General features: G+C 60.3%; 10 protein-coding genes and 1 tRNA gene. 3 read left to right on the top strand and 8 right to left on the bottom strand.

Annotation, left to right across the window (positions count from 1 at the left end; genetic code table 11):
• Positions 1-7 precede the first annotated feature (7 nt).
• The 5 genes from BHU62_RS07945 to pepA form a co-directional block, all read right to left on the bottom strand.
• Positions 8-1,615: a GMC family oxidoreductase gene (locus BHU62_RS07945; protein ID WP_073531430.1), complete on the bottom strand. Its 1,608-nt coding sequence runs from the start codon at positions 1,613-1,615 to the stop codon at positions 8-10.
• A gap of 225 nt (positions 1,616-1,840) precedes the next feature.
• Complete coding sequence (locus BHU62_RS07950; protein WP_073531431.1) at positions 1,841-2,344, bottom strand: GNAT family N-acetyltransferase; 504 nt, start codon at positions 2,342-2,344, stop codon at positions 1,841-1,843.
• Between the two features lie 199 nt (positions 2,345-2,543).
• A complete protein-coding gene (locus BHU62_RS07955) occupies positions 2,544-5,420 on the bottom strand; it encodes a valine--tRNA ligase (protein WP_073531432.1) in 2,877 nt (958 codons plus the stop codon).
• Between the two features lie 12 nt (positions 5,421-5,432).
• Entirely contained in the window at positions 5,433-5,882 is a 450-nt protein-coding gene (locus BHU62_RS07960) for a DNA polymerase III subunit chi (protein ID WP_019453292.1), read from the bottom strand.
• A 231-nt stretch (positions 5,883-6,113) separates the two neighbouring features.
• Positions 6,114-7,625, bottom strand: coding sequence for a leucyl aminopeptidase (gene pepA, locus BHU62_RS07965; RefSeq protein ID WP_033636874.1), 1,512 nt, complete (start codon positions 7,623-7,625; stop codon positions 6,114-6,116).
• Positions 7,626-7,907: 282 nt separating this feature from the next.
• On the opposite strand from pepA, the gene lptF reads away from it, so the two are divergent.
• Both lptF and lptG read left to right on the top strand, forming a co-directional pair.
• A complete protein-coding gene (gene lptF, locus BHU62_RS07970) occupies positions 7,908-9,002 on the top strand; it encodes an LPS export ABC transporter permease LptF (protein WP_073531433.1) in 1,095 nt (364 codons plus the stop codon).
• Positions 9,002-10,072, top strand: coding sequence for an LPS export ABC transporter permease LptG (lptG, locus tag BHU62_RS07975; RefSeq protein ID WP_073531434.1), 1,071 nt, complete (start codon positions 9,002-9,004; stop codon positions 10,070-10,072). Before lptF ends, lptG begins: the two co-directional genes overlap by 1 nt.
• Positions 10,073-10,855: 783 nt before the next feature.
• Here lptG and BHU62_RS07980 read toward each other — a convergent pair.
• From BHU62_RS07980 to BHU62_RS07990, 3 genes are read right to left on the bottom strand one after another with little or no spacing between them, the layout of a single operon-like run.
• Complete coding sequence (locus BHU62_RS07980; protein WP_236720652.1) at positions 10,856-12,241, bottom strand: GntP family permease; 1,386 nt, start codon at positions 12,239-12,241, stop codon at positions 10,856-10,858.
• Positions 12,241-13,206, bottom strand: coding sequence for a D-erythronate dehydrogenase (gene denD, locus BHU62_RS07985; protein ID WP_073531436.1), 966 nt, complete (start codon positions 13,204-13,206; stop codon positions 12,241-12,243). Before denD ends, BHU62_RS07980 begins: the two co-directional genes overlap by 1 nt.
• Positions 13,207-13,236: 30 nt before the next feature.
• Positions 13,237-14,004, bottom strand: coding sequence for a DeoR/GlpR family DNA-binding transcription regulator (locus BHU62_RS07990; protein WP_073531437.1), 768 nt, complete (start codon positions 14,002-14,004; stop codon positions 13,237-13,239).
• 391 nt (positions 14,005-14,395) lie between these two features.
• Between BHU62_RS07990 and BHU62_RS07995 the strand changes: the two genes are divergently transcribed.
• Positions 14,396-14,480: transfer RNA gene (locus BHU62_RS07995), tRNA-Leu, on the top strand.
• The last annotated feature ends 361 nt before the right edge of the window (positions 14,481-14,841 follow it).

The raw sequence follows: 14,841 nt of genomic DNA on the forward strand, positions 1-14,841 counted from the left end.
GGCGCCCCTACTGCGGCGCGCCCAGCAACAGATCCACCGCCTTTTCCGCCAGCATGATGGTCGGCGCATTGGTGTTGCCGCTGGTGAGCTGCGGCATCACCGAGCAGTCGATCACCCGCAGCTGCTCAAAACCGTGCACCCGCAGCTGCGGATCGGTCACCGCGTCCTGCGGCGATGGCCCCATGCGGCAGCTGCCCACCGGGTGATACACCGTCTTGCAGAAGTTGCGCACGAACTCTTCCAGCTGCGCTTCGTCGCGCGTCCACTCCGGCTGCGGCATCAGCAGATCTTTGATCAGCGGCTTCAGCGCCGCAGTTTGCAGGAAGCCCAGGCCAAACTTCACCGCACGCACGCTGCCGGCCAGATCGTCCGGATGGCCGAGGTAGTTGGCGTGCAGCTTGACCGGATCGCGCGGGTTGCTGCTGCGCAGCAGCACTTCGCCGCGCGCCTTCGGCTGCAGGTAGCCGACCTTGAGCGTGAAGCCGTGAATGTTCGGCAGCGGCTCGCCGGGCACGTCGTCCCAGCTGTCCAGCAGCGGCAGGAAGTGGATCTGCACGTCCGGCCGGCCGCCGCCCTGGCTGTCGGTGAAGGCGGCGCCTTCCAGCACGTTGGACGAAAGCACGCCGCTGCGAAACGCCAGCCACTGCGCGCCGTGGCTCAGCGCCTGCAGGCCGCGATCGGCGCCGAACAGGCTGATCGGCTCGCGGGTGCTGACGTTGATCGACATGTGCAGATGGTCGTGGAAGTTTTTGCCCACCGGCAGATCCGCCCGCACCTCGATGCCCAGCTGCTGCAGGTGGTCGCGCGGGCCGATGCCGGACAGCATCAGCAGCTTCGGCGAACCGACCGCGCCGGCGCTGACGATCACCTCTTTGGTGGCGCGTGCAGTCATTTCCGCGCCGCCGTTCTGGCTGTAGACCACGCCGGTGGCGACGTTGCCCTCAAAAGTCAGCCGATGCGCCAGGGCGTTCAGTTTCACCACCAGCCGCCGTTCGTCGCGCACCGCCTTCAGGTAGGTGCGGGCGGTGCTGGCGCGTTCGCCGTTGTGGGTGGTGGTTTGATAGAAACCGACGCCGTGCTGGCTGTCGCCGTTGAAGTCGTTGCGATAGGGCAGGTTCAGCTCCTGGCCGGCGCGGATAAACGCCATGCTCAGCGGGTGGCGGTAGCGGTTTTCGCTGACCGGCAGCAACCCATCGGCGCCGTGGTAGTCGTCCGACAGGCTTTCGTTGGCTTCGGCGCGTTTGAAGTAGGGCAGCACCTCCCGGTAGCTCCAGCCGGTGCAGCCGTAGCGCTCGGCCCAGTCGTCGTAGTCCTGCGGCTGGCCGCGCAGGTAGATCATGCCGTTGACCGAACTGCTGCCGCCCAGCACCTTGCCCTGCGCGATCTGCATGCGGCGGTTGTTGGCGTGCGGTTCCGGTTCCGTCTCGTAGGGCCAGCTCTTTTTGGCGATGATCTTGGCCACGCCGGCCGGCATCTTGATGAACAGGTTATTGTCGTCGCCGCCGGCTTCCAGCAGCAGCACCCGCGCCTGGGTGCGGCGGATCAACTGCGCCGCCAGCACACAGCCGGCGGATCCGGCGCCGACGATGATGTAATCAAAGGTATTTTCCGACATGACAGCTCTCCGTGCGCGATTGGGATACTGGCAGAGTAACGCGGGGGAAAAGGCGGTCAATTTACAATCGTTAATTTATTAACGAACTTCACATTAAATTTACATAGTGGTTTTTAACGTCAGTTTATCTGCTTGAAAAACGGCGTTATAGCGAGTTTTACTGATTGATTGCGATATTAATAAAAAGGCGCAGCAAGCTGCGCCCGGATGGGGAGGCGGGGGTGATTACAGCGTTTTCAGCATGGTGACTTCGCAATCGACGTGGCCGGTGGCGCCCATCGCGTGGTCGATGTGTTCGAAGCCCAGGTGTTCGTACAGCGCGACGGCCTGCGTCAGGCTGCCGGTGGTCTCGAGGTAACAACAGCGGAAGCCGTGTTGGCGGGCGAAATCCAGCGCCTGCAGCGCTAGGCGTTTCGCCAATCCCTTGCCGCGCAGCACCGGCAGGAAATACATCTTCTGCAATTCGCAAATGTCGTCAGCACCGCCCTGCAGCGGCGCGATGCCGCCGCCGCCGGCGACCTGGCCGTCCACCTCGATCACCCAGTAAGCGCTGCGCGGCAGGCTGTAGAGCTGATACAGGGCGTCCAGATTGGGATCGGAGACGGTATAGCCTTTATCCGCCGTCAGGCCGTGCTCGGCGGAGACTTCGCGAATGACGTGAGCAATGGCGGCATTGTCTTCCGCCGTGATAGGGCGCACCAGCAGGCGCACCGGGGTTGCTGTTGTCATGTTTACACTCGCCATTGAAAGAGACCACGTTCGTTTTTCGTTTTTATCGCAGCACGAAACGCGCCGGGGATTATTTCCCGGCGGCGTCCCTGCAGCAGTAATATCTTGTAATAACATCTAACCCGGCCCGGATGCAACGGCGATAAAAAAACAGCGGGGAAGACCCCGCTGTTTTTAGGCGTTGGCGTGAGCCGGTGAATTACAGCGCGGCGATGGTCGCCTGCTGTTCCTGCAGCTTCACTTTGCCTTCTTTGCAGGCCGCCAGACGATCGCGCTCTTTGGCGACCACTGCTTCCGGCGCGCGCGCCACGAAGCCTTCGTTCGCCAGCTTGCCTTCGATCGAAGCGATTTCCGCATCCAGTTTGCCCATCTCTTTCGCCAGACGCGCGATCTCGGCGTCTTTGTCGATGAAACCGGCCATTGGGATCAGCAGCTCGGCGCCGTCCACCAGCTTGGTGACGGAGACCGGGCCTTTATCACCGGCCGGCAGCAGCGCGATGGACTCCAGGCGCGCCAAACGGGCGATAAAGCTTTGGTTCTCCTGCACGCGGCGCTGGGCGTCGGCGCTGCAGTTGCGCAGCAGCACGTCGAGCATCTTGCTTGGCGCGATGTTCATCTCGGCGCGGATGTTGCGCACGGCGATGATGGTCTGCTTGATCCACTCCAGATCGTTCAGCGCCTGCTCGTCTTCCAGCGCGGCGTCGTAGGCCGGGAACGGCTGCAGCATGATGGTGTCTGCGGTCGTGCCGGTCAGCGGCTTCACGCGCTGCCAGATGGTTTCGGTGATGAACGGAATGATCGGGTGCGCCAGGCGCAGCAACGCTTCCAGCACGGTGATCAGCGTGTGGCGGGTGCCGCGCTGTTCCGCTTCGCTGCCGTTGCTCACCACCGGCTTGGTCAGCTCCAGATACCAGTCGCAGAACTGGTTCCAGGTGAATTCGTACAGGATGTTGGCCGCCAGATCGAAGCGGTAGGTATCCAGCGCTTCGCGGTAGGCTTTCACCGTGCGGTTGAATTCGGCCAGGATCCAGCGATCCGCCAACGACAGCACTTTCTCGCCGCCGTTGAAGCCGCAGTCGTGCGCTTCGGTGTTCATCAGCACGAAGCGGCTGGCGTTCCACAGCTTGTTACAGAAGTTGCGGTAGCCTTCCAGGCGCTTCATGTCCCAGTTGATGTCGCGGCCGGTCGAGGCCAGCGCCGCCAGGGTGAAGCGCAGGGCGTCGGTGCCGTGCGGCTCGATGCCGTTCGGGAACTGCTTCTCGGTGCGCTTGCGGATTTTCTCCGCCAGCTGCGGCTGCATCATGTTGCCGGTGCGTTTTTCCAGCAGATCTTCCAGCGAGATGCCGTCGACCATGTCCAGCGGATCGATCACGTTGCCTTTCGACTTGGACATCTTCTGGCCTTCGTCGTCGCGGATAAGGCCGGTCATGTAGACGGTCTTGAACGGCACCTGCGGCTTACCGTTTTCATCCTTGATGAAGTGCATGGTCAGCATGATCATGCGCGCGATCCAGAAAAAGATGATGTCGAAGCCGCTGACCATCACGCTGGTCGGGTGGAAGGTTTTCAGCGCGTCGGTCTGCTCCGGCCAGCCCAGGGTGGAGAAGGTCCACAGGCCGGACGAGAACCAGGTGTCCAGCACGTCTTCGTCCTGGGTCAGCACCACGTCGGCGCCCAGGTTGTTCTCGCTGCGCACTTCTTCTTCGCTGCGGCCCACGTAGACTTTGCCGTTCACGTCATACCAGGCAGGGATACGGTGGCCCCACCACAGCTGACGCGAGATGCACCAGTCCTGAATGTCGCGCATCCAGCTGAAGTACATGTTTTCGTACTGCTTCGGCACGAACTCGATTTGGCCCTGTTCGACCGCTTCCACCGCCACTTTGGCCAGCGGCGCGGTGCGCACGTACCATTGGTCGGTCAGCATCGGCTCGATCACCACGCCGCCGCGGTCGCCGTAAGGCACCGTCAGGTCGTGCGGTTTGATCTCGTCCAGCAGGCCCAACTGATCGAAGGCGGCAACCACCGCTTTACGCGCCGCGAAGCGCTCCAGGCCACGGAACTCGGCCGGGATCTCGTTGCAGTAGTCGGTGCAGACTTCGCCCAGGGTGTTGAACACTTCCGCTTCCTGACGGATGTCGCCGTCGAAGGTCAGAATGTTGATCATCGGCAGGCCGTGGCGTTTGCCGACTTCGTAGTCGTTGAAATCGTGCGCCGGGGTGATCTTCACACAGCCGGTGCCTTTTTCCATATCGGCGTGCTCGTCGCCGACGATGCGGATGCGGCGGCCGACCAGCGGCAGAATGATCTCTTTGCCGATCAGGTCTTTATAGCGCGGATCTTCCGGGTTGACCGCCACGCCGGTATCGCCCAGCACGGTTTCCGGACGGGTGGTGGCAACCACCAGATAGTCTTTGCCCTCGGCGGTTTTCGCGCCGTCGGCCAGCGGGTAGCGCAGGTGCCACATGGAGCCTTTGGATTCGCGGTTTTCCACTTCCAGATCGGAGATAGCGGTGCGCAGCTTCGGATCCCAGTTCACCAGGCGCTTGCCGCGGTAGATCAGGTCTTCTTTGTGCAGACGGACAAACACTTCGCGCACCGCGTTCGACAGGCCTTCGTCCATGGTGAAGCGCTCGCGCTCCCAGTCCACGGAGTTGCCCAGACGGCGCATCTGGCGGGTGATGGTGCCGCCGGATTCCGCTTTCCACTGCCAGATTTTGTCGATGAACGCGTCACGGCCGTAGTCGTGGCGGGTTTTGCCTTCTTCCGCGGCGATTTTGCGCTCCACCACCATCTGGGTGGCGATGCCGGCGTGGTCGGTGCCCGCCTGCCACAGGGTGTTTTTACCCTGCATGCGCTGATAGCGAATCATGGTGTCCATGATGGTCTGCTGGAACGCGTGGCCCATGTGCAGGCTGCCGGTGACGTTCGGCGGCGGGATCATGATGCAGAAGCTTTCCTGGCTGGTGTCGCCGTTCGGCTTGAAGTAACCCTGACCTTCCCAGTGATCGTACAGCTTCTGTTCGATCTGTTTTGGGTCGTATGCGGTGTCGAGCTGACTGTTTGTCTTTTCCATTCTTTATCGTATTCAGTGAGTTGGCGGCGTAGCCGTGGTCAAATGGAAGCCGACGCTGCGATAGGCCTTGTAACGGTCGCGCGCCAACTGTTTCAGAGTGTCTTCGTAAGGAACGAAGTCTACCACTTCATGGAAAGCGGTAGCAAAATCGGCAAACTGCGGCAGCAGGGCGATCAGCAGATCGCGCGGGGCATTGCCGCGCTTGCCGGGCCAGCACAGTTCCACCGGCGCACCGTAGTGCGGCCCTTCGCCGGCCAGGTTGTGCGGCACGAATTCATGCGGCTCGCGCTGCCACAGCGCTTCGTCCAGCCGCTGGGCCTGCTCCTGGCTCTCGCAGGCGATCAGCACCCGCTTGCCGGCACGCCAGCGTTCGGCGGCAACGGCACAGGCCACGGCCTCATGGGCGCTGAGCGCGCCTGACGGTTCCGCGTTGTCGAGCAAATAAAACGTCGCCTGTTTCATTAAGGATCCACCGCTGCCGATAAAAAAACAGGGCACAACATGTCGGTTGCGCCCTTTTAGGGAACGGAGCAGATAACTCTACCCCTTCGCTGCTGAGAGGATTATATACCCAATAGATTTCAAGTTGCAGCTAGGCGGCAAGTTCGTTCATCCCCAGGAGCTGACATCAAGTCAGTGACTGGGGTGAACGAATGCGGCCAACAACGCTGCGGCTTGAAAGATGAAGGGTATTTAATCGTCGCCGTTCAGGCCCGCGCGGTTCAATAAGAACTGCGACAACAGCGCTACCGGGCGGCCGGTCGCGCCCTTGGCTTTACCGGAACGCCAGGCGGTGCCGGCGATATCCAGGTGTGCCCAGGTGTACTTGCGGGTGAAGCGCGACAGGAAGCAGGCGGCGGTGATGGCACCGCCAGGGCGGCCACCGATGTTCGCCATGTCGGCGAAGTTGGAGTCCAGCTGCTCGTAGTACTCGTCGGCCATCGGCAGACGCCAGGCGCGGTCGCCGGCCTGCTCGGAAGCGCCCAGCAGCTCGTGCGCCAGCGGGTTGTGGTTCGACATCAGGCCGGTGATGTGGTGGCCCAAGGCGATCACACAGGCGCCGGTCAGGGTGGCGATATCGATCACCAGCTCCGGCTCGAAGCGCTCGACGTAGGTCAGGGTGTCGCACAGCACCAGACGGCCTTCGGCGTCGGTGTTCAGCACCTCGACGGTCTGGCCGGACATGGTGGTCAGCACGTCGCCCGGACGGTACGCCCGGCCGCCCGGCATGTTTTCACAGCCGGCCAGCACGCCGATCACGTTCAGCGGCAGGTTCAGCTCCGCCACCACGCGCATCACGCCGTACACGGTCGCCGCGCCGCACATGTCGTATTTCATCTCGTCCATGCCGTCGGCCGGTTTGATCGAGATGCCGCCGGAGTCGAAGGTCAGCCCTTTGCCTACCAGCACGATCGGCTTAGCGTCCGGATTCGGGTTGCCCTTATATTCCATCACCGACATCAATGATTCGTTCTGCGAACCGGCACCGACCGCCAGATAAGCGTTCATGCCCAGCTCTTTCATCTGCTGTTCGCCGATGACGCGGGTGGTGATGTGGGTGCTGAAGGCGTCCGCCAGCTGGCGGGCCTGCGAGGCCAGGTAGCCGGCGTTACAGATGTTCGGGGGCATGTTGCCGAGATCTTTGGCTGCCTTGATACCGGAAGCCACCGCCAGGCCGTGTTGGATGGCGCGTTCACCGCTGGTGAGCTCACGGCGGGTCGGCACGTTGAACACCATTTTGCGCAGCGGACGACGCGGCTCCACCTTGTTGCTTTTCAGCTGATCGAAGGTGTAGAGCGTCTCTTTGGCGGTTTCCACCGCCTGGCGCACTTTCCAGTAGGTATTGCGGCCTTTCACGTGCAGTTCGGTCAGGAAGCAGACCGCTTCCATCGAGCCGGTATCGTTGAGGGTATTGATGGTTTTCTGGATCACCTGCTTGTATTGGCGCTCATCGAGCTCGCGCTCTTTGCCGCAGCCGATCAGCAGGATGCGCTCGGAGAGAATGTTGGGCACATGGTGCAGTAGCAGCGTCTGCCCGACCTTGCCTTCCAGTTCGCCACGGCGCAGCAATGCGCTGATATAACCATCACTGATTTTGTCGAGTTGTTCTGCGATAGGGGACAGGCGGCGCGGTTCGAAAACGCCGACTACAATACAGGCACTGCGCTGTTTTTCCGGGCTACCGCTTTTTACACTGAACTCCATGCACTCTCCTGAATCTTAAAGACAAAGGCGGACGCTACGGCTAGAATAACCGACTCCGTAACGATCTCCTGCCATTTGAGTTAACAGATTATGTTAACCTGAACGGCATAAATTGCTCTGTTTTGGCGACTATAAGCAAGTTCCTATAGGACACCCAAACGGCTTGATGTTGTAATACTATTTTAGCTGTGAAGGTTGCCATATGATGAGAATAAATGGCGGATTAACGATGAAATTATCGATTTTCCTGCAAAAAGACAAGTTTTCACAGGCGTAATAAGCGTGATCATCATAAGATATCTGGTACGGGAAACGCTCAAGAGCCAAATCGCCATCCTGTTCATCCTGCTTCTGATCTTCTTTTGTCAGAACCTGGTCAGGGTGTTGGGCGACGCGGTGGACGGCAATATCCCGACAAACTTAGTACTCTCCCTGCTCGCGTTGGGCGTGCCGAAAATGGCGCAGCTCATCCTGCCTTTGAGCCTGTTTCTCGGCTTGCTGATGACGCTTGGGCGGTTGTATACCGAGAGCGAAATCACCGTCATGCACGCCTGCGGGCTGGGCAAACGCACCCTGATTATCGCCGCCATGATCCTGGCGCTGTTCACCTCTGCGGTCGCGGCGGTGAACGTGTTCTGGGCCGGCCCCTGGGCCTCGCGCTATCAGGACGTGGTGGTGAACGAAGCCAAGGCCAACCCGAGCATCGCCGGGCTGGCAGAAGGGCAGTTCAAACCCTCGCAGGACGGCAACGCGGTGCTGTTTATCGGCAACGTGAAGGGCAGCACCTTCAACGACGTGTTCCTGGCGCAGCTGCGGCCGAACGGCAACCAACGCCCGTCGGTGGTGGTAGCTGAACACGGCAACATCGTGCAGCAGAAAGACGGCTCGCAGGTGGTGACGCTCGACAAGGGCACCCGCTTTGAAGGCACCGCGCTGCTGCGCGACTTCCGCATTACCGACTTCAACGACTACAAAGCGGTGATTGGCCACCGCACCGTGGCGGCGGACAACACCGAATCCGAGCAGATGTCGATGCAGACGCTGTGGGAATCCGACGATCCGGACGCGCGCGCCGAGCTGCATTGGCGCCTGACGCTGGTGGTGTCGGTGGCGCTGATGGCGCTGCTGGTGGTGCCGCTCAGCGTGGTGAACCCGCGCCAGGGCCGCGTGCTGAGCATGCTGCCGGCCATCCTGCTGTATCTGATCTTCTTCCTGCTGCAGACCTCGCTGCGCTCCAACGCCGGCAAGGGCAAGCTGGATCCGATGCTGTGGCTGTGGCTGGTTAACGGCGCTTACTTCGCGCTGGCGCTGGCGCTGAACCTGTGGGATACCGTGCCGATGCGCAAACTGCGCGCACGCCTGAGAGGAGCGGCCTGATGTTTGGCGTATTAGACCGTTATATCGGTAAAACGATTTTCAACACCATCATCATGACGCTGTTCATGCTGGTGTCGCTGTCCGGCATCATCAAGTTCGTCGATCAGCTGCGCAAGGTGGGCCAGGGCGAATACACCGCGCTGAGCGCCGGCATGTACACCCTGCTGAGCGTGCCGAAAGACATCGAGATCTTCTTCCCGATGGCGGCGCTGCTCGGCGCGCTGCTCGGCCTGGGCCAGCTGGCGACGCGTAGCGAACTGGTGGTGATGCAGGCTTCCGGCTTCACCCGCCTGCAGATCGCCGGCTCGGTGATGAAAACCGCCATTCCGCTGGTGTTGCTGACCATGGCTATCGGCGAGTGGGTGGCGCCGCAGGGCGAGCAGATGGCGCGCAACTACCGCGCCCAGCAGATGTACGGCGGCTCGCTGCTCTCCACCAAGAGCGGGCTGTGGGCGAAGGACGGCAACGACTTCATCTACATCGAGCGCGTCTCCGGCGATAAAGAACTCTCCGGCGTGAACATCTACCACTTCAACGATCAGCGTCGCCTGGAGACGGTGCGCTATGCCGCCACCGCCAGCTTCGAGAAAGGCCTGTGGCAGCTTTCGCAGGTGGACACCTCGGATCTGACCAACCCGAAACAGGTGACCGGCACCCAGACGCTGACCGGCGAATGGAAAACCAACCTGACCCCGGACAAGCTGGGCGTGGTGGCGCTGGATCCGGATTCGCTTTCCATCAGCGGGCTGCACAACTACGTGAAGTACCTGAAGCAGAGCGGCCAGGAGTCCAGCCGTTACCAGCTCAACATGTGGAGCAAGATCTTCTCGCCGCTGTCGGTGGCGGTGATGATGCTGATGGCGCTGTCGTTCATCTTCGGCCCGCTGCGCAGCGTGCCGATGGGCATCCGCGTGGTGACCGGCATCAGCTTTGGCTTCCTGTTCTACGTGCTGGATCAGATCTTCGGCCCGCTGAGCATGGTATACAACATGCCGCCGGTGCTGGGTGCGCTGCTGCCGAGCATGCTGTTCCTGCTGATCAGCGTGTATATGCTGCTCAAACGCAAATAGCGGCACAATCGGTATTTGAAGAAAGGCGTGGCCGCGGGGCCGCGCCTTTTTTGTTGGCACGGAATTATTCCGCCGATAGGCTGACATGTTCCTATAGTTGATGACATTCGATATAAATCTAAAAAATAGATAAAATCAGATAGGAATTATATTATTTTGATTGAAAGGGTGGTGGATGAATATAGTGATGGTAGTCGATTTTTTTCGGTGCTACATAATAATCCGTCTGAACGACTAACGGTCTGTCAAAGCACTGTGTCTTAGTTTGATTGGTGTCTAACTCACTAAATTAGTACAATTTTTCCCTTATATATCGCTGATAAAAATATAAAAAAAAACCTGGCCTCGTCGGGCCAGGCTGCCAATATAGGCCAACACCAGGGAAAATTTTCTTGCATCATCTTAAAACTATTAACTCCGCAGAGGCAAGTGCTCTCTGCTGGTTTTTAGCGCCAGGTAGCTATTTTGCCAGGAGTGTAAGCTATTTTTTGATGGTTTTGGCTAGAGCGCTATCCAACGAAAATAACCTCATCTTCGATGAAGATCCTGCGTTGAATTAATTATTTCCTGTTAAATGTCAAAAAGTAAAAGTAGTGTTTCTGGAATGTTTTGCAGACTCATTTTTTATTGGCCGAATCATTGCCCGGTAATTATGCGCAGTATTGTCATTCCGCTTCGGGATCTTTTAGCACTTGCTTTGGTTGAGCAGAACCCATGGCAGCAGTAAGAGGAAGGCAAGGCGCGTTCCCCATAGATCGCGCCTTGTAGCTGAAGGAGGAAGCGTTACAGCAGCCAGTCCAGCAACACCACGCCGCACAGGCTGATGGCCCAGGCGATAGTGGTGGGCACCGACCACACCATCATCTGTTGGCGTACATCCTTGATGCCCATCATGCGGTTGACCACCCAGAACATGCTGTCGTTGAAGTAGCTGAAGAACAGCGCGCCCAGGGTGGCCGCCTGCGCCGCCGCCAGCATATTGACGCCGGGCAGCAGGCTGACGATCGGTGCTGAGATCGACGCGGCGGTGATCATCGCCACCGTGCCGGAACCCTGTATCACCCGTACCAGTGTGGCGATGACGAACGGGATCAGCACCGGCGATATCGGCAGCCCGGCGACCTGCTGCGCCAGCTGCGTGCCGGCGCCGCTCTCGCGCAATACCGCCCCCAGCGCGCCACCGGCGCCGGTGACCAGCAGGATGATGCCGGCGGTCTGCAGGCCTTCCTCCAGCCGCTCCAGCGTGTCGTGCTTGTTGGCGTGCGGCATCAGGGTGTACACCGCCAGCAGCACGCTGATCGCCAGTGCGATCATCGGCGAGCCGAGAAAGGCGAAGCTTTGGCCCCACAGGCTTTCCGCCAGCCAGCCCATGCCCTCGCGCTTGGCCAGCATATTGTTGACCGCGTTGACGAAGATCAGCCCGATCGGCGTCAGGATCGGCAACAGTGATAACGTCAGGCTCGGCAGCGCCTTGCCCTCTTTCTCCGCCAGATACTGCTGATGCGCGGCGCGCAGATCCTGCGGCGCTTCCTCTTCCTGCGGCATAAAGTCTGGGTAGCGCGTGCCTAGCCAGCGCGCATACAGCACGATGCCGATCACACAGGGGATGGCCAGCACCAGCCCGGCCAGCATCATGGCGCCGATATCCACGCCGAAGATGCCCGCCACGCCCAGCGGCCCCGGTGTTGGCGGCACCGCGTGGTGGGTGAGGATCAGCCCGCCCGCCAACGCGACGCCAAGCGTCAGCAGGTTGCGCTTGCCCTTTTTCGCCAGCGCCTTGACCAGCGGATAGAGGATGATGAACGCCGAATCGACAAAGATCGGGATGCTGACGATATAGCCGGTGATGGCCAGCGCCCACTCTTCGCGCTTTTTGCCCAGCCATTTGATAAAGCTGTAGGCGATCTGCTCGGCGGCGCCGGAGACTTCCAGCACCCGGCCCATCATCACCCCCAGCCCGATGACGATGCCGATGCTGCCGAGCGTGGAGCCGAAGCCCTTGGTGATGGCGTCGACGGTTTGCGTGGCGCCCATCCCGCCGGTAATGCCGGCGATGGAGGCGGCGATCAGCATGGCGATCAACGCATGCACGCGGGTGCGCAGCACCAGGAAGATCAGCGCGAACACCGCCACCGCCAGCCCGATGATTGGGGTATACATCGCCATGATCAGCCCCCGCCTTGCGGCATGTCATCGCGGATAAAGGTGCGGATCGCCTGCTCGAAGCTTTCATCGGCAATAAAGCCCAACTGTTGCGCCCGCCCGGTGTCGAACTTGCCTGGCCAACCTGCAACGATGCGGTTGATGGCGGCGTCCGGCTCGAAGCGCACCCGTGCGGCGACGGCGTCACCGGCCACCGTGCGCAGTGCTTCGAGCATCTCCCGCACGCGCACGCTGATGCCGGGCAGGTTGAGCGTGCGCAGCGTGCCGAACGCCGAAGCGGGCAGCGTGGCGGCGCGGATGAAGTTGCGCACCACCGCGGCTGGGCTGGAGAGCCACAGCGCCAGCTCGGCGTCTACCGGGCACACCGCCTGCTCACCGTGCAGCGGCTCGCGGATGATGCCGCTGGCGAACGACGAGGCCGCCTTGTTCGGCTTGCCCGGCCGCACGCTGATGGTGGGCAGGCGCAGCACGCGGCCATCGACGAAGCCTTTGCGCGCATAGTCGTTGATCAGCAGCTCGCACATCGCCTTCTGCGTGCCGTAGGAGGATTGTGGGGTGACCGCGCAGCGATCGTCGATCACCGGCGGCAGCTCGCCGCCGAACACCGCCAGCGAACTGGTGAAGATAAACTTCATGCCCGGCGCCCGGCGGCGCGCCGCTTCCAGCAATTGGCGGGTGGCGTCGAAATTGACTTGCATGCCGAGATCGAAATCGCTCTCCGCGTGGCTGCTGACGATGGCCGCCAGGTGGAACAGCACGCCGCAGTCGGCGTCGATCAGCCGCTCCGCCGCGCCGGGCTGCGACAGATCGAGCGCCAGACACTGCAGGCGCGCATCCGGCAGCGGGGCGGGCGGAGGGGTGATGTCCGCCAGGATCAGCCTGTCGAAGGCCAGCGGACAACTGCCGTGTAGCAGCGCTTTCGCCAGCCGCTGGCCGAGAAAACCGGCGCCGCCGGTGATGACGATGTTCATATGGTGCTCCTTTCCCTAGCGTTGTTGTTATCAGAGTTGGACGTTGTGCAGTTGCAGACCGCGCTCGCGCAGCAACTGCTGCGCTTCCGGCGGCAGCGCGGCGTCGCAGATGATGTCGCTCAGCGCCTCCAGCGGGCAGACGCGGAACATGCCGTATTTGCCGTACTTGCTGCTGTCGGAGACCAGCACCCGGCGGCGAGCGACCTCCAGCAGCGCCTGCTTGACCAGCACCTTCTCCTCGTGCGGCGTGGAGAGGCCGTGCTCCAGATCCCACGAGCTGGTGCTGATGAAAGCCACGTCGATATTCAGGCTGCGCAACAGTATGGCGGCGCTGTTGCCGACGCAGGAGTAGTTGCGCTGATCCACCTGGCCGCCGGTGTGGAACAGGCTGAGCTGCGGGCGATTCATCAGATGCTGGATGATGGAAAAATCGTTGGTGACTACCGTCAGATTGAAGCGCTCCGCCAGGCTGCGGGCGATCTCGAAGGTGGTGGTGCCGGCGTCGAGATAGACTACCTGACCGTCTTCCACCAACCCGGCGGCGTATTTGCCGATCTCGCGCTTGTGGCGATGGTGCAGCTGCGCCTTCTCGCAATAGGCCAGCTCCTGGCGCAACGCCTCGCTCAGGCGCACGCCGCCGCTGACGCTGACCACTTTGCCTTGCTCTTCCAGCACGCGGATATCGCGCCGTACTGTCATGTGCGAGACGCTCATCAGCTCCGACAGCGCGCTGATGCTAGCCAGCTGATATTCATGCACATAGCGATAGATGTAATCGCGGCGTTCAGACGGGATCATGTTCGCTCCTGTGGCCCCGGCGGCGGCAGGGGCGCCGCGAAGCTGTTATTTTTTGTTATGGAGGAACATCTTCAATCATCGCGGTTAACAAGTAAGCGACGGTTATCACAAATGCCGGCGTGGGTGTTTGGGGTGGTTTTTAAATTAACTATATGATTAATTTCTTATTATTCTCTATCTGGCAGGTTTCTCTGCGCAACACTATCCTGTGATAATTAATGTGATATGGCACAGGGTTTGTGACGCGGCTGAGCGGCGGGGAGCTGAGAGAGAGTGGGCAAACGTGCGCTGCGGCGCTTTTTTCGACACTTAACTCATTGAACAACGGATAAGTGTTGCACGCGGATCGCTGAAAGGTATAATGCACCCGTTTTCCGCATACTACTTCAGTGCCGAAGTGGCGAAATCGGTAGACGCAGTTGATTCAAAATCAACCGTAGAGATACGTGCCGGTTCGAGTCCGGCCTTCGGCACCATTAAGTACCGCGCGAACAAGAAGCCACCGAAAGGTGGTTTTTTTGTGTTTGGAATCTGCCTGTTGCCACTGCCTGCCTATTTGACTCTGTATTGACGCATTTCCCATTTTAGTAAAACCCAGATCTTCCTGATGCTTTCCTAATTATCATCTGATTGATATTAAAGGATAAAATTTCGTCTTATTGAACTCTTTCGGATCAAGGAGTTCCAGGATGGAGCCAAAACAGGAAGGGATCATGCGGGCGTTAACTCCGGGCTAGGCCAACCTGGCGCGTTCAGTGTTTGGCAGCACTATTTTCTATCAGGGCGTGTTGGTTCACTGCGATAGCTACCTGCCATTTGGGTTACAGAATCAGTACA

Origin of the sequence: Serratia marcescens, assembly GCF_001902635.1 — a bacterium.
Classification (GTDB): Bacteria; Pseudomonadota; Gammaproteobacteria; order Enterobacterales; family Enterobacteriaceae; genus Serratia; species Serratia marcescens_F.

What these genes read in the sequence shown, in the direction of transcription:
- BHU62_RS07945 (WP_073531430.1), bottom strand. Translation starts at nt 1,615, where the DNA reads ATGTCGGAAAATACCTTTGATTACATCATCGTCGGCGCCGGATCCGCC.
- BHU62_RS07950 (WP_073531431.1), bottom strand. Translation starts at nt 2,344, where the DNA reads ATGACAACAGCAACCCCGGTGCGCCTGCTGGTGCGCCCTATCACGGCG.
- BHU62_RS07955 (WP_073531432.1), bottom strand. Translation starts at nt 5,420, where the DNA reads ATGGAAAAGACAAACAGTCAGCTCGACACCGCATACGACCCAAAACAG.
- BHU62_RS07960 (WP_019453292.1), bottom strand. Translation starts at nt 5,882, where the DNA reads ATGAAACAGGCGACGTTTTATTTGCTCGACAACGCGGAACCGTCAGGC.
- pepA (WP_033636874.1), bottom strand. Translation starts at nt 7,625, where the DNA reads ATGGAGTTCAGTGTAAAAAGCGGTAGCCCGGAAAAACAGCGCAGTGCC.
- lptG (WP_073531434.1), top strand. Translation starts at nt 9,002, where the DNA reads ATGTTTGGCGTATTAGACCGTTATATCGGTAAAACGATTTTCAACACC.
- denD (WP_073531436.1), bottom strand. Translation starts at nt 13,206, where the DNA reads ATGAACATCGTCATCACCGGCGGCGCCGGTTTTCTCGGCCAGCGGCTG.
- BHU62_RS07990 (WP_073531437.1), bottom strand. Translation starts at nt 14,004, where the DNA reads ATGATCCCGTCTGAACGCCGCGATTACATCTATCGCTATGTGCATGAA.